The organism is Streptomyces sp. NPDC104106, assembly GCF_055584345.1.
Window position 1 is genome coordinate 111,605 of the sequence record NZ_JBVJMF010000013.1, and the last position, 15,825, is coordinate 127,429.

General features: G+C 70.3%; 16 protein-coding genes and 1 pseudogene. 8 read left to right on the forward strand and 9 right to left on the reverse strand.

The window, feature by feature from the left end; translation table 11 throughout:
• Window positions 1-197 precede the first annotated feature (197 nt).
• Both ACZ60X_RS27915 and ACZ60X_RS27920 read right to left on the reverse strand, forming a co-directional pair.
• On the reverse strand, window positions 198-2,594 hold the full coding sequence (locus tag ACZ60X_RS27915; RefSeq protein WP_469603950.1) for an HAD-IC family P-type ATPase: 2,397 nt from the start codon (window positions 2,592-2,594) through the stop codon (window positions 198-200).
• A gap of 459 nt (window positions 2,595-3,053) precedes the next feature.
• Entirely contained in the window at window positions 3,054-3,335 is a 282-nt protein-coding gene (locus ACZ60X_RS27920) for a DUF2530 domain-containing protein (protein ID WP_469603953.1), read from the reverse strand.
• Between the two features lie 150 nt (window positions 3,336-3,485).
• Here ACZ60X_RS27920 and ACZ60X_RS27925 point away from each other — a divergent pair, with 150 nt between their 5' ends.
• Window positions 3,486-4,934, forward strand: coding sequence for an NCS2 family permease (locus ACZ60X_RS27925; protein ID WP_469603956.1), 1,449 nt, complete (start codon window positions 3,486-3,488; stop codon window positions 4,932-4,934).
• Between the two features lie 35 nt (window positions 4,935-4,969).
• Here ACZ60X_RS27925 and ACZ60X_RS27930 read toward each other — a convergent pair whose 3' ends face one another.
• The gene (locus tag ACZ60X_RS27930; RefSeq protein ID WP_469603959.1) at window positions 4,970-5,152 is read right to left on the reverse strand and encodes a ribbon-helix-helix protein, CopG family; all 183 of its coding nucleotides are present in this window, start codon (window positions 5,150-5,152) and stop codon (window positions 4,970-4,972) included.
• 155 nt (window positions 5,153-5,307) lie between these two features.
• Here ACZ60X_RS27930 and ACZ60X_RS27935 point away from each other — a divergent pair, with 155 nt between their 5' ends.
• Both ACZ60X_RS27935 and ACZ60X_RS27940 read left to right on the forward strand, forming a co-directional pair.
• Entirely contained in the window at window positions 5,308-5,751 is a 444-nt protein-coding gene (locus tag ACZ60X_RS27935; protein WP_469603961.1) for a MarR family winged helix-turn-helix transcriptional regulator, read from the forward strand.
• 27 nt (window positions 5,752-5,778) lie between these two features.
• Window positions 5,779-7,131, forward strand: coding sequence for an MFS transporter (locus ACZ60X_RS27940; RefSeq protein ID WP_469603963.1), 1,353 nt, complete (start codon window positions 5,779-5,781; stop codon window positions 7,129-7,131).
• Window positions 7,132-7,292: 161 nt separating this feature from the next.
• On the opposite strand, the gene ACZ60X_RS27945 is transcribed toward ACZ60X_RS27940, so the two are convergent.
• A complete protein-coding gene (locus tag ACZ60X_RS27945) occupies window positions 7,293-7,820 on the reverse strand; it encodes a GNAT family N-acetyltransferase (protein ID WP_469603966.1) in 528 nt (175 codons plus the stop codon).
• 38 nt (window positions 7,821-7,858) lie between these two features.
• Between ACZ60X_RS27945 and thpR the strand changes: the two genes are divergently transcribed.
• Window positions 7,859-8,431 carry an RNA 2',3'-cyclic phosphodiesterase gene (gene thpR, locus ACZ60X_RS27950; protein WP_469603969.1) on the forward strand — a complete coding sequence of 191 codons (573 nt, stop codon included), beginning with the start codon at window positions 7,859-7,861 and terminating at the stop codon, window positions 8,429-8,431.
• A 165-nt stretch (window positions 8,432-8,596) separates the two neighbouring features.
• Here thpR and ACZ60X_RS27955 read toward each other — a convergent pair whose 3' ends face one another.
• The 3 genes from ACZ60X_RS27955 to ACZ60X_RS27965 all read right to left on the reverse strand — a co-directional run bounded on the left by ACZ60X_RS27955 (window position 8,597) and on the right by ACZ60X_RS27965 (window position 11,018).
• Window positions 8,597-9,592, reverse strand: a complete 996-nt coding sequence (locus ACZ60X_RS27955) for an aldo/keto reductase (protein WP_469603971.1) — start codon at window positions 9,590-9,592, stop codon at window positions 8,597-8,599.
• Window positions 9,593-9,653: 61 nt separating this feature from the next.
• Window positions 9,654-10,247, reverse strand: coding sequence for a Uma2 family endonuclease (locus ACZ60X_RS27960; RefSeq protein ID WP_469603973.1), 594 nt, complete (start codon window positions 10,245-10,247; stop codon window positions 9,654-9,656).
• Window positions 10,248-10,334: 87 nt separating this feature from the next.
• Entirely contained in the window at window positions 10,335-11,018 is a 684-nt protein-coding gene (locus ACZ60X_RS27965) for an SGNH/GDSL hydrolase family protein (RefSeq protein WP_469603976.1), read from the reverse strand.
• A 148-nt stretch (window positions 11,019-11,166) separates the two neighbouring features.
• Between ACZ60X_RS27965 and ACZ60X_RS27970 the strand changes: the two are divergent.
• Both ACZ60X_RS27970 and ACZ60X_RS27975 read left to right on the forward strand, forming a co-directional pair.
• Window positions 11,167-11,399 (forward strand): annotated as a pseudogene (locus ACZ60X_RS27970) (WD40 repeat domain-containing protein); the annotation flags it as partial.
• A 172-nt stretch (window positions 11,400-11,571) separates the two neighbouring features.
• Window positions 11,572-13,119 (forward strand): cellulase family glycosylhydrolase, encoded by a 1,548-nt coding sequence (locus ACZ60X_RS27975; RefSeq protein WP_469603979.1) that lies wholly within the window; start codon window positions 11,572-11,574, stop codon window positions 13,117-13,119.
• Between the two features lie 144 nt (window positions 13,120-13,263).
• On the opposite strand, the gene ACZ60X_RS27980 is transcribed toward ACZ60X_RS27975, so the two are convergent.
• A complete protein-coding gene (locus ACZ60X_RS27980) occupies window positions 13,264-13,992 on the reverse strand; it encodes a hypothetical protein (protein WP_469603981.1) in 729 nt (242 codons plus the stop codon).
• 203 nt (window positions 13,993-14,195) lie between these two features.
• A complete protein-coding gene (locus ACZ60X_RS27985) occupies window positions 14,196-14,600 on the reverse strand; it encodes an ATP-binding protein (RefSeq protein ID WP_469604345.1) in 405 nt (134 codons plus the stop codon).
• Window positions 14,601-14,755: 155 nt separating this feature from the next.
• Between ACZ60X_RS27985 and ACZ60X_RS27990 the strand changes: the two genes are divergently transcribed.
• On the forward strand, window positions 14,756-15,625 hold the full coding sequence (locus tag ACZ60X_RS27990) for a helix-turn-helix domain-containing protein (RefSeq protein ID WP_469603983.1): 870 nt from the start codon (window positions 14,756-14,758) through the stop codon (window positions 15,623-15,625).
• Window positions 15,622-15,801: a DUF397 domain-containing protein gene (locus tag ACZ60X_RS27995; RefSeq protein ID WP_469603986.1), complete on the forward strand. Its 180-nt coding sequence runs from the start codon at window positions 15,622-15,624 to the stop codon at window positions 15,799-15,801. Before ACZ60X_RS27990 ends, ACZ60X_RS27995 begins: the two co-directional genes overlap by 4 nt.
• Window positions 15,802-15,825: the final 24 nt, after the last annotated feature.

The following is a 15,825-nucleotide window of genomic DNA, read 5'->3' on the forward strand; positions in this document are numbered from 1 at the left end:
TCCCGTCAGGGAGATGCCATACGCAGGCGCTCCCGCCGGCCTCCCGCACGTAGCCGAACCGGTCCTGTGCCGGACGGCCGACACCGTTCCACCACGCCCAGGCTTCCTCGGCTGTCCTGCCACTCCGCCCGGATCCGCTCGTGCTCGACCGCGGGGCAGGTCGCCATCAGCCAGGGCGAACGTTGCCTGCCCGGGCACTAGTCCGGAAAGCGGCGGTCGACCCACTTCCAGAGGAACTCCAGGGCGGCCGCCGCCACCACCGCGATCCCCACGGCCGTCCACGGCATGGCCACCCCCACCAGCTTCAGCGCGAAGAAGCCCTGCAGCGCCGGCACGGCGAGGACCAGCAGGAACGCCACCCCCATCGCGGCCACCAGGGTCACCCGCCACCACGTGTACGGCCGCGCGACGATCGCCAGGATCCACATGGAGACCAGGAACAGCGTCAGCGTGGCCGCGCTGGTCTCGGCGTCCAGCTGCCCGTGCCCGCCGTAGTGGTCCCGGGCGATCAGGTACGTCACGAAGGTCGCCACCCCGGCCACCACGCCGCCCGGGATCGAGTACCGCATCACCCGCCGCACGAAATGCGGTTTCGCGCGCTCCTTGTTCGGGGCGAGGGCCAGGAAGAAGGCCGGGACGCCGATGGTGAGGGTGGACAGGAGGGTCAGGTGCCTCGGCAGGAAGGGGTACTCGACCTGCGAGCACACCACGAGGATCGCCAGCAGCACCGAGTAGACGGTCTTCACCAGGAACAGCGTCGCCACGCGCGTGATGTTGCCGATCACCCGGCGCCCCTCGGCGACCACCGACGGCAGGCTCGCGAAACTGTTGTCCAGCAGCACGATCTGCGCCACCGCGCGCGTGGCTTCCGAACCGGAGCCCATGGCGACGCCGATGTCGGCGTCCTTCAGCGCGAGCACGTCGTTCACGCCGTCGCCGGTCATCGCGACCGTGTGCCCGCGGGTCTGCAGCGCGCCCACCATGTCCCGCTTCTGCTGCGGGGTGACCCGCCCGAAGACGGTCCCGGCGTCCAGCGCCTGCGCCATCCCGGCCGCCTCGGCGGGCAGCCGCCGCGCGTCCACGGCTGTACCCGCGAGGCCCAGCTTGGCCGCGACCGCGCCGACCGAGACCGCGTTGTCGCCGGAGATCACCTTGGCGCGGACGTCCTGGTCCGCGAAGTAGCGCAGGGTGTCGGCCGCGTCCGGCCGCAGCCGCTGCTCCAGGACGACGAGCGCGGCCGGGCGGGCGCCACGGGCCGGCTCGGCGTCGTCCAGGTCGCGGGCGGCGCGGGCCAGCAGCAGCACCCGCAGCCCCTGCTCGTTGAGCCGCTCGGTGTCGGCGAGCGCGGGGTCGCCGTCGGCGAGCAGCACGTCCGGGGCGCCCAGCAGCCAGGTGCTGGTCTCGCCGTCGCCCTCGCTGAACGCGGCCCCGCTGTACTTGCGGGCCGAGGAGAACGGCAGCGACTCCACGCACCGCCAGTCCTCACTGTCGGGGTAGGCGTCGATGATCGCCTGGAGGGAGGCGTTGGGGCGCGGGTCGGACTCGCCGAGCGCGCCGAGGACGGTGCGGACGTAGGCCTCGTCGTACCCGTCGAGAATGCTGAGCCGGGTGACGTCCATGCCGCCCTCGGTGAGCGTGCCGGTCTTGTCCAGACAGACGGTGTCGACGCGGGCCAGGCCCTCGATGGCCGGGAGTTCCTGCACGAGGCACTGCTTGCGGCCGAGCCGGATGACACCGATCGCGAAGGCGACGGAGGTGAGCAGCACCAGCCCCTCCGGGACCATCGGGACGATCCCGCCGACGGTCCGCGCGACGGCGTCCTTCAGGCCGTTGCTCTTGACGACGAGCTGGGTGATGACGAGTCCGACGGCCGCCGGGACCATCATCCAGGTGACGTACTTGAGGATCGTGGAGATGCCGGTGCGCAGCTCGGAGTGGACGAGCGTGAAGCGGGAGGCCTCCTCGGCGAGCTGGGCGGCGTAGGCCTCGCGGCCGACCTTGGCGGCCTGGAAGGCGCCGCCGCCCGCGACCACGAAGCTGCCGGACATGACCGGGTCGCCGGGGCGTTTGACGACGGGGTCGGCCTCGCCCGTCAGCAGCGACTCGTCGATCTCCAGCCCGTCGGCCTCGGCGCACACACCGTCGACGACGATTCTGTCGCCGGGCCCGATCTCGACGAGGTCGTCGAGCACGATCTCGTTCGTGGCCACTTCGACGGCCGTGCCGTCCCTGCGGACCGTCGGTCGGGCCTCGCCGATCACCGCGAGCGAGTCGAGGGTCTGCTTGGCGCGCCACTCCTGGACGATGCCGATGCCGGTGTTGGCGAGGATCACGAAGCCGAAGAGGCTGTCCTGGATCGGCGCGACGAACAGCATGATCAGCCACAGGAGGCCGATGATCGCGTTGAACCGGGTGAAGACGTTGGCCCGGACGATCTCGCCCAGCGACCGGCTGCTGCGCACGGGGACGTCGTTGACCTGCCCGCGCGACCGCCGTTCCGCCACTTCCGCACCGGTCAGACCTGCCGACCTGGTCATCGGCAGGGCCACCGGATGCACGGGGTCCAGCTCGGCGCCCGCGTCTATATGGGTCATGTAATCGACGGTACGTGGCGGCCTGCCGCCCTGCGCGCTGTCCGGCCTGCCCGGGGCACCGGCCCGCTTGCCGCGCCCCGGTTCTGCTGCGCCGCCCGCCGACCCGGTCGCCGTGCCGCCTCCTGTGGAGCGCCGCGTACTGGCTGCTCGGCCGCACCGTCTGCCCCCTGTGCTGTGCCGCCTGACCTCTGTGCTGGTTCGGCTGCCCCTGTGCTGGTCCGGCTGCGCCGTCCGCTGGTCCGGCTGGTTTGCCGCACCCTTCGACCGCCGTGCCGCCCCCCGCGACGGCCCCGCGCGCTGGTCCGGCCCGCCCCGCGCACTACGCGTCAGCCCCGCGCGCTGATCCGCCCGCCTTGCGCGCCGATCGGCCCCCCTTCCCCACTCCGCGGCGGACTTCCGGCGAATTCCGCCCGGTCCGCCCGGCCCGCCCGCTCCCACGCCGTCCCGGCGCCCTCCGCACTAGCCTGCCGACGTCGCGTTCATCTCGTTCTGCTTCGCCGCGGCCGCCCGCTTGATCGCCGCGTCCCGCCTGCGCACGTACCAGATCCCGAGCAGCCCGAGCCCGCCGCCGGCCAGGCAGGTCCACAGCCACCACAGGTGGCCGTGGGAGTCGAACCAGCCGTAGAAGGGCAGCTGCACGAGGAAGAGGGCGAACCAGACGATCGTCCCGCCGGTGATGGTGGCGACCACGGGCCCCTCCAGGGGCTCCGGCGCCTCGTGCTTGGGGGTCCACTTGGCCATGACGACAGCTTACGAGGCGATCAGGTCTACGCGCGGAGATAGCGATCTAGCGCTCATACGTTCATACTGAAACCGTTTGTCTGTGTCCACTTCTGCTCGTATGAAACTCCAACGGGGCTCGGGGGAACCCCGCAGGAGATGAGGTCACGCATGTCCACCTCGGCACCCGCCAAGGCCCCCACCCCCGAGAAGCCGGGCGGCGCGCCGCACGGCGCGCTCGACCGCTACTTCAGGATCTCCGAGCGCGGCAGCTCCGTCGCCCGCGAGATCCGGGGCGGTCTCGCCACCTTCTTCGCGATGGCGTACATCATCGTGCTGAACCCGATCATCCTCGGCAGCGCGAAGGACATGTACGGGCACCACCTGAACAACGGCCAGCTGGTGACCGCGACCGCGCTGACGGCCGCCTTCACCACCCTCCTCATGGGCGTCATCGGCAACGTGCCGATCGCGATGGCCGCCGGACTCGGTGTGAACTCGGTCGTCGCGCTCCAGCTCGCGCCCCGCATGTCGTGGCCGGACGCCATGGGCATGGTCGTGCTGGCCGGCTTCGTGGTCATGCTGCTGGTCGCGACCGGCCTGCGCGAGCGCGTGATGAACGCCGTGCCGTTCGGGCTGCGCAAGGCGATCTCGATCGGTATCGGCCTGTTCATCATGCTGATCGGCCTGGTCGACTCGGGCTTCATCACGCGCATGCCGGACGCCGCCCAGACCACCGTCCCGCTCCAGCTCGGCGTCGGCGGCCATCTGCACGGCTGGCCGGTGCTGGTGTTCATCCTCGGTGTGCTGCTGACCTTCGTGCTGATCGTCCGCAAGGCGCCGGGCGCGATCCTCGTCTCGATCGTCGGCATGACCGTCCTCGCGGTGGTCCTCAACGCGGTCACCACCATCCCTTCCTGGGGCCTGACCGTCCCGAAGTGGCCGGGCAACCCGGTCTCCACCCCGGACTTCGGCCTGATCGGCCAGGTCAGCCTGTTCGGCGGCTTCTCCAAGGTCGGCGTGCTGACCGGCGTCCTGTTCGTCTTCACGGTCCTGCTGTCGTGCTTCTTCGACGCGATGGGCACGATCATGGGCGTCAGTGACGAGGCCAAGCTGACCGACGCCGAGGGCTACATGCCCGGCATCAACAAGGTCCTGTTCATCGACGGCCTCTCGGTCGCGGCGGGCGGTGCCAGCTCCTCCTCGGCCACGACCGCGTTCGTGGAGTCCACGGCCGGTGTCGGCGAGGGCGCCCGGACGGGCCTCGCGAACGTCGTCACGGGCGGCCTCTTCGCCGTCGCCCTGTTCCTCACCCCGATCGCCACGATGGTCCCGTCCCAGGCGGCCACCCCCGCGCTGGTCGCGGTCGGCTTCCTGATCCTGTCCAACTCGATCAAGGAGATCGACTGGGCGGACCACACGATCGCCATTCCGGCCTTCGTGACGATGCTGATGATGCCGTTCACCTACTCGATCACCAACGGCATCGGCATGGGCTTCATCACCTTCACGGTGCTGCGCCTGGCCGCGGGCCGGTTCCGGGAGATCCCGGCCGCGATGTACGTCGTCTCGGCGGTCTTCGCCTTCTACTACCTGATGCCGGCCCTGGGTCTCACGTGAGCCGGTGACCGCCGCGGTCTCGGCCGACCCTGGCGTCAGGTGACGCCGTAGAACCTCTCCGTCTCCTCGACGGCGGCCTGGAACCGCTCGTCGAAGTCATCCCGAATGAGCGTCCGGACGACATAGTCCTGGACGCTCATTCCTCTTTTCGCCGCACGGTGCCGGAGCCTTTCGAGCAGCTCCCCGTCTATCCGCAGGCTGAGCACACTGGTCCCCATGTGTACGAGGGTCGCCACATCCGGCCGCCCGACGCGTCACTTTCCGGAATCGACTCACTCATACGGGTGATCGAAGGGTTCCGTGGCCAGGGTCACGGGCACGGTGGCCGCATCCCGGTGGTCTTTAGGGAGAGTAATGAGTTACTCTAAAGAACATGCCGGACCTGGACCTCACCCATGGCGACGACGCAGCCGCCGTGAACTCCCTCCGCTCCGCCGTGATGCGGCTGAGCCGACGGCTCAAGCACCAGCGGGTGGACGAGTCGCTGAGCCCCACCGAGATGTCGGTGCTCGGCACCCTCTCCCGCTGCGGCTCGGCCACGCCGGGCGAGCTGGCCCGCAAGGAGCACGTCCAGCCGCCGTCGATGACCCGCATCGTCGCGCTGCTCGAAGCCAAGGGGCTGGTCCGGCTGGAGCCGCACCCCGAGGACCGGCGCCAGAAGGTCGTCACCCAGACCGAGCAGGCCGAGGCGATGCTCGAGGAGAGCCGCCGCAAGCGCAACGTGTTCCTGGCCGGCCTGGTCGAGGGCCTCGACGAGGACGAGTGGGCGACCCTGCGCGCCGCCGCCCCCGTGCTGGAGAAGCTCGCACATCTGTAAGCCACTGTATGGAGGAGGCGAACTCTTTTGAGTACGGGATCCGGAACACCTTCCGCCCCCGCACCGGCCGCCACTACCCCCGTTTCCCGTAAGACCTCGGCGTCCTCGATGTTCAGCTCGCTGAGGATCAGGAACTACCGCCTCTTCTTCGTCGGCCAGGTCGTCTCCAACACGGGCACCTGGATGCAGCGCATCGCCCAGGACTGGCTCGTCCTCAGCCTCACCGGCTCCTCCGCGGCCGTGGGCATCACGACGGCCCTGCAGTTCCTGCCGATGCTGCTCTTCGGTCTCTACGGCGGTGTCCTGGTCGACCGCCTCCCCAAGCGCCCCACGCTGCTGGTCACCCAGTCCGCCATGGCCCTGTCCGGCCTGGCGCTCGCGGCGCTCACCCTCTCCGGCCACGTCCAGGTCTGGCACGTCTACCTGGCCGCCTTCGCCGTCGGCCTCGCGACCGTCGTCGACAACCCGGCCCGCCAGTCCTTCGTCTCCGAGATGGTCGGCCCCGAGCAGCTGCAGAACGCGGTCAGCCTGAACTCGGCGAACTTCCAGTCCGCCCGGCTGATCGGCCCCGCCGTCGCCGGTGTCATGATCACCGGCGTGGGCACGGGCTGGGCGTTCCTCGCCAACGGCCTGTCCTTCGCGGCGCCCATCGTCGGCCTGCTGCTGATGCGCGCCCGCGAACTGCACGTCGTCACGCGCGCCCCGCGCGGCAAGGGCCAGCTGCGGGAGGGCCTGCAGTACGTGGCCGGCCGCCCGGAGCTGATCTGGCCGATCGTGCTGGTCGGCTTCATCGGCACCTTCGGCTTCAACTTCCCGGTCTGGCTCTCCGCCTACGCGGAGCACGTCTTCCACGCGGGCGCCGGCGGCTACAGCCTCTTCAACACCCTGATGGCCGTCGGCTCGCTGTGCGGCGCCCTGCTCGCCGCCCGGCGCGGCACGGCCCGCCTGCGCGTGCTGATCGCCGCCGCGTTCGCCTTCGGCGCGCTGGAGATCGTGGCCGCGCTGGCACCGTCGTACTGGCTGTTCGCGCTGCTCATGGTCCCGATCGGGATCTTCGGCCTCACCGTGAACGTCACGGCGAACACCTCGGTCCAGATGGCCACCGACCCGGCCATGCGTGGCCGGGTGATGGCCCTGTTCATGATGGTCTTCATGGGCGGCACCCCGCTCGGCGCCCCGGTCGTCGGCTGGATCACCGACACCTACGGCCCGCGCGTCGGCTTCGCCCTCGGCGGCGTCATCTCGGCCGCGGCCGCCGCGACCATCGGCCTGGTCCTGACCCGCATCGGGGGGCTGCGCCTGACCGTGGCCTGGCACGGCGGCCACCCGCGGGTCCGCTTCGTCCCGCGCGAGCGGGAGGAACTGGCGACGGCGGCGTAGGCCTGCCAGGCCGGGGACGGGTGCGGGGCGCCGCCGCTGGACGCGCGTCCGCCCGGTGCCCCCGCAGGCGACGTTCGCCCCTCGAGGAGGGGCGTCCGGTGCGCGCTGTCGGCGTGCCCGCCGGAAGCCGTCGCACCGGGCGAACGTCGCCTGCCGGGGCGCTAGAGCACCCTGCGGGCCAGCACCTGCCCCGGCCAGTCGCCGTTCGGGCCGGAGGTGTACGTCTGCGTGGGGACGAACCCGTTGGCCTCGTAGAAGGCGACGAGCCCCCGGTCGTCCCCCGCGTAGCAGTCCACGCGCAGCAGACCGACACCCGCCCGCCGGGTCTCCTCGGCCGCGTGCGCGAGCAGGGCCGCACCCGCGCCCCGCCCCTTGAAGCGGCGGTCGGAGGCGAGCCAGTGGATGTACCGCTCGGGCTCGCCGGGCGGCGGCAGATGCGCCAGATAGGCGCCGGGCGCGTCGGTGACGGTGAGCATGGCGGCCGGTACGCCGTCGATCTCGGCGATGTACGCCGTGCCCTGCGCCATGTCCCCGGTCACCGATTCCACCACCCTCGGGTTCCGCGACAGCGGTGCGCTTCCCCACTGGCCGGTGCGTCCCTGTGAGACCAGCCACTCCACGCAGCTGTCGAGCATGGCGAGCATGACGGGGATGTCGTCGGGTCCGCCCTCGCGTACGGTGATCGTCATGCGGCCATGATGCCGACCGGCTCTGCCATGGTGAAGGCATGAGACTCTTCGCCGCGGTGCTCCCGCCGGAGCACGTCGTCCACGAACTCGCCGCCAAGATCGCCGAGTTGAAGGGACTGCCGGGCGCGCAGCAGCTGCGCTGGACGAACCGGCCGGGCTGGCACTTCACCCTGGCCTTCTACGGCGAGGTCGCCGACGACGTCGTACCGGACCTCTCCGACCGCCTGGCCCGTGCGGCCCACCGCACGGCACCCTTCCCGCTCGCCCTCCGCGGCGGCGGCCAGTTCGGCCACGGCAAGGCCCTGTGGACCGGCGCCCACGGCGACGTACCGGCGCTGCGGCTGCTGGCCGACCGGGCGGAGTCGGCCGCCCGGAAGGCGGGCGTGCCGATGACGGAGCACCGGCAGTACAAGGCCCACCTGACGGTGGCCCGGAGCCGGGACGGCCTCGACACCCGGCCGTACGTGGACCTGCTGCGCGGTTTCACCAGCGCGACCTGGACGGTGAGCGAGCTGGTGCTGGTGCGCAGCAACCTCCCGAGGTCGGGAGTGCCGGGGGAACAACCGCGGTACGAGGCGGTCGGCCGCTGGGCACTCGGCGGCGCCGGTTAGGCTCGATGGCGTGGACCCGAAAACCCGGAACCGGATCATGGCCGGTGTGCTTGTGCTGATGTTCGTGGTGGTGGCTGTGTCGGCTGCCCTCAGGTAGCCGCCGGTCAGCCACCGCCACGGCGGCGGAGCCGCATGCCGAACGCAGCCCCGCCGCCCCTCACGGTGTCACCAGGCGAAGGCCTCCGGCGACGGGCCCGGACCCGGGAAGACCTCGTCCAGCCCCCGCACCAGCTCCTCGCCCAGCTCCAGCTCGACGGCCCGGAGCGCGGAGCCCAGCTGCTCCGCCGTACGCGGGCCGACGATGGGACCGGTCACCCCGGGACGGGTGAGCAGCCAGGCCAGGGCCACCTCGCCGGGCTCCAGACCGTGCTTGTCGACCAGGTCCTCGTACGCCTGGATCCGGGCGCGGGCGGCCGGGTCGGCCAGCGTCTCGGCGGCGCGCCCGGAGGTACGGCGACCGCCCTGGGCCTCCTTCTTGATGACGCCGCCCAGCAGACCGCCGTGCAGCGGCGACCAGGGGATGACCCCGAGGCCGTAGTCCTGCGCGGCCGGGATGACCTCCATCTCGGCGCGCCGCTCGAAGAGGTTGTACAGGCACTGCTCGCTGACCAGCCCGATGGTGCCACCGCGCCGGGCGGCGATCTCGTTGGCCTGGGCGATCTTGTAGCCCGGGAAGTTGGAGGAGCCGACGTAGAGGATCTTGCCCTGCTGGACCAGGGTGTCGATCGCCTGCCAGATCTCCTCGAAGGGGGTGTCCCGGTCGATGTGGTGGAACTGGTACAGGTCGATGTAGTCGGTCCGCAGCCGCTTCAGGCTGGCGTCCACGGCCCGCCGGATGTTCAGCGCGGAGAGCTTGTCGTGGTTGGGCCAGGCCGGCTGCCCGTCGGGGGCCATGTTGGCGTAGACCTTGGTGGCGAGGACGACCTTGTCGCGCCGCGCGCCGCCCTTGGCGAACCAGTTGCCGATGATGCTCTCGGTGCGGCCCTTGTTCTCGCCCCAGCCGTACACGTTGGCGGTGTCGAAGAAGTTGATGCCCGCGTCCAGTGCCGCGTCCATGATCGCGTGGCTGTCGCCCTCGTCGGTCTGCGGACCGAAGTTCATCGTCCCGAGGACGAGCCTGCTGACCTTGAGTCCCGTGCGTCCTAGCTGCGTGTACTTCATGGTTCCCTAGCCAACGGCTTGAAGTGCGCTCTAGGCAAGCGGGATTGGGAGCGGGATCGGGTCAGTCGCGGGGGAAGTCGTCGGTTTCGAGGACGAGGTCGACGACCGTGCCGGTGAGGTCGATGTCCGTGCCGAAGTCGAATGTATCCCGCTTTTCGTAGTCGCCGTCCTGGGGATCGGTGTAGACGCAGCACCGCCCCACGTAGGGGTCGGCGACGACGTAGACGGGGACATCGGCCTCCGCGTAGGCGAGCTTCTTCGGGCCGTAGTCGTTGTGGGCGGTTCCCTTGGAGATGACCTCGGCGACGAACTCGACGTCCTGGTAGCGCCAGTGGCCCGTCTCGTCCTTCTTCGCCGAGTCGTTGAGGAGAGCGACGTCCGGGCAGAAGCCGTTCTCATGGCCAGGGAAGTCGATGCGGACGTCGGAGAACACCTTGATGTCCATCCCGAACCTGTCCTCCAGCGCCCGTACAATCCGGCGGATGATCAGCCAGTGCGTGTCCCGCTGCGGCGTCATGAAAACGTTGCCCCCGACGATCTCGACCCTGAAACCTTCGGGGACGGGCATACGCTCAAGCCGCTCGAACCACTCGTCCAGATGCTCGGTGTTGGCGTCGGCCTCGGCCATCTCGATCCTGTCTTCGAGGACGGTCATCGTGGCGCTCCTCCCCGGCTGTCCCTCGCACGAGTGCAGCCGCGCGGTTCAACGATACGCACGGTCACCAGGAGAGCCGGAATTCGGTCAACTTGTTCCAGCCGTGTACATCCGTCCGACCCCCCACGCCTCCCACATCGCCCCGGCGAACGCCTCCGCGATCCGGTGCTCACCGCTCGCGTTGGGATGCGTGCCGTCGTAGGTGTCGACGTGGATGTCGTACGCCCGCGGGGTCGAGGCCAGCAGCAGCGGTGAGCGGGGTTCGTCCAGGTCGGCGACCGTCTTCGCGAGCAGGGCGTTGAACTCGGCCACCTGGTCGGCGAAGAGGGAGTCCGCCTCGGCCCGTATGTTCGGGATCACCGGCAGGAGGACCATGCGGATGCGCGGGTCGGCCTCCCGTGCCGCGGCGACGAACGCCCGTGCGTTGCCCGCCGTCTGCTCCGCGTTCGTGTAGAAGCCCAGGTCGATCAGGCCGAGGGAGACCAGCAGCACGTCCGGACGGTGGGCGCGGACCGCCTCCCCGATCAGCGGGGTCATGTGCAGCCAGCCCTCGCCCCAGCCCGCGAGGTGGTGGCGGGGGAACGCGGGCTCGGCGTACGCGTACGACACCGGCGCGTCGGCCGTCTTGTCGTACAGCGTCTCCCTCGGTCCGACGAACGTGAACGGGCCGCCGTACGTCTCGCACAGGTGGCGCCACAGCCGGTAGCGCCACGTGTGCTCGCCCGCGCTCCCGATCGTCATGGAGTCACCTACGGGCATGAATCTGAGCATCCGCTCATGATGGTCGATCCCGCTCACCCGTGGGGTGTGAGGCCGACCACGTCCACCCCGGCCCCAAGCACCGCCGCCCAACTCCCGGCGCCGGTGGCAGGCTTGGGACACGCGCCGATCGCCCGTCCTCCGCGCCGGTCCCACCGGCCTGACCGGTCGCGCCGCAGTGCTGCTCGCCGGTGCCTGCGCGCTGCCCGCCTCCGCGGACGGCGCCGGGGCCGGCGACCGGGGATTCACCCTCAAGGGCCCGCGGATCGCGGAGTCCAGCGGCCTGGCCGCCTCCCGGCAGCACCCCGGCGTCTACGGACGCACAACGACAGCGGCGACGGCCCGTACCTCTACGCCGCCGACGGCCGGACCGGACGGACGGTCGCCCTCGTCGGCCCGCCCCTGCGCCGGCTGCGGCGCAGGGGCTGAGTGGGCGGAGAGCTGCCGCAGGTCTTGACGCGAGCATGTTGTCTCGCTTCTCTGGGCGGTGCGCGGTGAATGGGAGCGCTCCCATGACTGCTCCCGTAACCTTCCGGTGCCGCGCCTCCCGAGAGGAAGCAGCGACATGTTCCACAGCCTGCGAAGAGCGCTGTGCGTGGTGGCCACGGCGCTTCTGATACCGATGGCCGGACTCCGCACGGCGGAGGCGGCCGGCGGAGACGCGGCCGCGAAGGTCCCCCGTACGGCGACCGCGACGGTGGCCGGAGCCGGGTACTGGCACACCAGCGGCCGGCAGATCCTGGACGCGGCCGGGCAGCCGGTGCGGATCGCCGGGATCAACTGGTTCGGCTTCGAGACCGGCAACCGGGTCGTCCACGGCCTGTGGTCCCGGGACTACCGGAGCATGATCGACCAGATGAGGTCGCTGGGCTACAACACCATCCGGCTGCCGTACAGCGACGACATCCTCAAACCGGGCGCCATGCCCGACAGCATCGACTTCTCCGGCGGCAAGAACGCGGACCTCCAGGGCCTGACGTCCCTCCAGGTGCTGGACAGGATCGTCGCGTACGCCGGTCAGGACGGCCTGAAGGTCATCCTGGACCGGCACCGCCCCGACTCCGGCGGCCAGTCGGCCCTCTGGTACACCTCCGCCGTCCCCGAGTCGACATGGATCGCCGACCTCAAGGCGCTGGCCGCCCGCTATCTGGGCCAGGACACGGTCATCGGCATCGACCTGCACAACGAGCCGCACGACCCGGCCTGCTGGGGCTGCGGGGACCCGTCGACCGACTGGCGCCTGGCCGCCGAGCGCGCCGGGAACGCGGTCCTCTCCGTCAACCCGTCCCTGCTGGTCTTCGTCGAGGGCGTGCAGTCGTACAACGGCGTGTCCGGCTGGTGGGGCGGCAACCTGATGGGGGCCGGCCAGTACCCCGTACGGCTCGACGTGGCGGACCGTCTCGTCTACTCCGCCCACGACTACGCGACGAGCGTCGCCCAGCAGAGCTGGTTCAGCGACCCGAGCTTCCCCGCCAACATGCCGGGGATCTGGGACAAGTACTGGGGCTACCTCTTCAAGCAGGACATCGCCCCGGTGTGGCTGGGCGAGTTCGGTACGACGCTCCAGCCGGCGGTGGACCAGAAGTGGCTGTCCGCGCTGGTGGGCTACCTCCGCCCGACCTCGACGTACGGCGCGGACAGCTTCCAGTGGACGTTCTGGTCGTGGAACCCCGACTCCGGTGACACGGGCGGGATCCTGAAGGACGACTGGTCGACCGTGGACACGGTGAAGGACGGGTATCTGGCGAGCATCAAGGCGCCGTTGTTCCCGCCATCCGGGAGTGCCGGTGGCGGCGGTGGCGGTGGCACGGCGGCCTCCTGCTCGGCGTCGTACACGGTCACCAGCGACTGGGGGAGCGGCTTCAACGCCGACGTCACGGTGACGAACACGGGGGCGTCGGCCCTGTCGTCCTGGAAGGTGACGTGGACGTGGACCGGCTCCCAGCGGGTCACGAACATGTGGAACGCCTCGTACACCCAGTCCGGCGGTGCGGTGGTGGCGACGAACGCCGCCCAGAACGGCAGCGTGGCGGCGGGGAGTTCGACCAGCTTCGGCTTCGGGGGAGCGCCGGGCGGGGGCGCGGTGCCGGAGGTGAGCTGTACGGCGACGTGAGGGTGACGCGCTAGTGCCGCGGCAGGCACCGTTTGCCCGTGAAGGAGGCGGCGGGTGAGGGGCCTGCCGCGGACGGGCCCGAAGCGCATGCGGTGGTCGCGGCCCCGTCCGCCTTGTCCGGGCTCCTGGCCCCGGCTCAGCCGGTCACTTCGTGCACCCCGGCGCCGGGAACGCCGTCGTGCTCGCCGGGTGGCCGCCGCCCTCCATGTTGGTGAGGAGCTCGGGTGCGGGGCCGTAGGGGTTCACTATGCGGGCCACGAAGCCGGCGCTCTTCGGCAGGGCGGGGTGCGCGCGGTTGACCACACCACCGAAGCGCGTGCCGTCATCGGCGTCCTTGAAGAACGCCTCGGGTCCCTTGGGGCCGTTGCTCAGTACGGCGACGGCTCCGGCGCCGATGAACTGCTCCCGGACGAGGGTGCAGCCCCGTGCGTCAGGGGTGCCGACCCTGGGCAGCGCGAAGGTGTGCGTGCCGCCCTTGGCGGAGGTCACCCGGAGCGCGGGAGCGGATCCGCCGACGCCCACCAGACGCAGGGAGAGGCCGCGCTCCTGGGTCGTGGCGTGGCCGCGGTCGAGCTTGGCCAGGACGCGGTACATGTAGGCGTCGCCCTGCCGCCAGTGCGCCGGTACGGAACGGATCCACGCCTCGGGGCCGCCGGCGCGGGGGTCGTTGCGCAGGACGGCGACCATGTCCTGGCCGATGGCGACGGCCTTGCCCGCGTAGCGGGCGGACGGTCCGGCGGCGGCACTGGTGACACCCGTGGCAGTGGCGGCCGAGGCGGTTGCCACCGGCAGGAGGGCGGTGGCGCCCACGGCGGCCAGAACCACCGAGGCGGTCAGCAGAGAGCGACGGCGACGTGCGAATGCGGCTGGCATGGAAGAACTCCTCGCTGTGACGACCGGGAACACCGGCAAAGAGGGAAGGGACCTGCACGCCGCTCCTCACCGGTCCGGGCGCCTCGATGTCACGACTCCGTGCCGCAGCGCTTCGGGTGACGGGTGAGTGAGATGGGAGGTGGCGACGGGACGACGATATTTGATCGGATTACTCATTCCCGTGCCAGAATTGTCACGGAAAATCAACAGGAACCGGAATCTCGATCTCCACGCGATCGGTGCCACGTGCGCTGGAGTGTCGGGAGCACGAGTCCACGCCCGCTCTCCTCGTCCGAGCCTGAGTCGTGCGGCCGGGGGATCCGGTCCCGGTCCGGGCCGCGGACCTCCAGCAGCAGGGCCGGTCCGTCGAGGGTGAGCGTCACCTTGATCCGGGCGTAGGAGGTCCGGCAGTGGGTCACGGCGTTGGTGACGAGTTCGTTCGCCGACAGGGTGGCGGCGTCGGCGAGTTTCGTCGGTGATGCCCCAGTCCGCGAGCACCTTGCGGATGCGCTGTCGAGCGGCTGGCACGTGTCGTCTGCGCTCGGGGATGCGGAAGGTCTCGGTTTCGGGCATGGCGGTGCCGTTCCTCCTGACGTGGCGTCAAGGATTCGCTCGGTAGCGGCACTTTCACGAAGCTAGGTGTGGATTCAGCACCGACACAACCTCAACCTCGAAATACATGCACGGGTGTCACTCGATCGCGTGATGCGCAGTCGAGGGGACGGTCGGTGTGGAATCGTTGCCGGAGGAGAGGGGCGGCCCCATGCCCGCGGGTGGACGGCCGACGGTGCGCAGCAGGCGGTTGGGTACGGCGCTCAGGCAGTACCGACAGGCCGCCAAACTTGACCAGCCGCAGGCCGCCGGTGTCATCGCATCAAGTCAGGCCAGGATCAGCCGCATCGAGAGCGGCCACGCCACACCACGTGTCATCGAGGTGCGGCTCCTGCTGGATGCGTACGGTGTCGAGGATCCGGAAGTGCGCCTCAAGCTGGAGGAGTTGGCCAAGCACTCCAAGAACCGGGGCTGGTGGCTCGAACACGCGGAACACCTGCGGCCGGAATACCTCGATCACATCGCGCTGGAGGACGACGCGACCTACATCCGCGAGTGGCAGCCGGTCATGGTGCCGGGGCTTCTCCAGACACCGGCATACGCCGAGGCCGTTATCGCCGGCGGCCCGTACTACATCGAGCCGGAACGGGTCGCCGAGTTGGTGAAGGTACGTGTGGGGCGGCAGGCGAAGATCGAAGAAGGCGGCACGTCGTACACGGCCATCCTCTGGGAAGCGGTCGTCGCACACCCGCTGGTGAGCATCGACATTCACAGGGAGCAACTGTCCGCAATCCTCGAAGCGGGGAAACGGAAGAACGTGACTGTGCAGGTACTGCCGTTCTCCGCGGGCTTCCTGGCCGGCTACTCCTGCGCCTTCTATTCCTTCAGCTTCGATGAGGAACCGACGGTCGAGGCCGTCGCCATGGACAATCTGCGAGGTGCGTCGGTTCTTGAGGGGGCCGAGGACCTTGCCGCTTACGCCAATGCATACGACCTACTGCGATCGTCGGCATTGGCACCGGACTCGAGTGCGAAGCTCATCCGGGGCATACTGCGGAGCTTGAAGGAAGACGCATCGTGACCGAGGTCGTAAGCCCGTTCTGGAAGTCGTCGTACTCGGGCCAGGAGAACGCCTGCGTCGAGGTGGCCGACACCGCTCCCGGCGGCCGAGCCGTCCGCGACAGCAAGCAGACCGACGGCCCCCTCCTCACCGTCTCCCGCGACAGCTGGCAGGACTTCATCCGGCAGTTCGCGTAGACAGCGCACGCGACGACGAGGGGC

Coding starts and splice junctions, on each gene's coding strand:
- ACZ60X_RS27975 (WP_469603979.1), top strand. CDS start 11,572: ATGTTCCACAGCCTGCGAAGAGCGCTGTGCGTGGTGGCCACGGCGCTT.
- ACZ60X_RS27965 (WP_469603976.1), bottom strand. CDS start 11,018: ATGCTCAGATTCATGCCCGTAGGTGACTCCATGACGATCGGGAGCGCG.
- ACZ60X_RS27980 (WP_469603981.1), bottom strand. CDS start 13,992: ATGCCAGCCGCATTCGCACGTCGCCGTCGCTCTCTGCTGACCGCCTCG.
- ACZ60X_RS27960 (WP_469603973.1), bottom strand. CDS start 10,247: ATGACCGTCCTCGAAGACAGGATCGAGATGGCCGAGGCCGACGCCAAC.
- ACZ60X_RS27990 (WP_469603983.1), top strand. CDS start 14,756: ATGCCCGCGGGTGGACGGCCGACGGTGCGCAGCAGGCGGTTGGGTACG.
- ACZ60X_RS27930 (WP_469603959.1), bottom strand. CDS start 5,152: ATGGGGACCAGTGTGCTCAGCCTGCGGATAGACGGGGAGCTGCTCGAA.
- ACZ60X_RS27945 (WP_469603966.1), bottom strand. CDS start 7,820: ATGACGATCACCGTACGCGAGGGCGGACCCGACGACATCCCCGTCATG.
- ACZ60X_RS27955 (WP_469603971.1), bottom strand. CDS start 9,592: ATGAAGTACACGCAGCTAGGACGCACGGGACTCAAGGTCAGCAGGCTC.
- thpR (WP_469603969.1), top strand. CDS start 7,859: ATGAGACTCTTCGCCGCGGTGCTCCCGCCGGAGCACGTCGTCCACGAA.
- ACZ60X_RS27925 (WP_469603956.1), top strand. CDS start 3,486: ATGTCCACCTCGGCACCCGCCAAGGCCCCCACCCCCGAGAAGCCGGGC.
- ACZ60X_RS27935 (WP_469603961.1), top strand. CDS start 5,308: ATGCCGGACCTGGACCTCACCCATGGCGACGACGCAGCCGCCGTGAAC.
- ACZ60X_RS27915 (WP_469603950.1), bottom strand. CDS start 2,594: ATGACCCATATAGACGCGGGCGCCGAGCTGGACCCCGTGCATCCGGTG.
- ACZ60X_RS27920 (WP_469603953.1), bottom strand. CDS start 3,335: ATGGCCAAGTGGACCCCCAAGCACGAGGCGCCGGAGCCCCTGGAGGGG.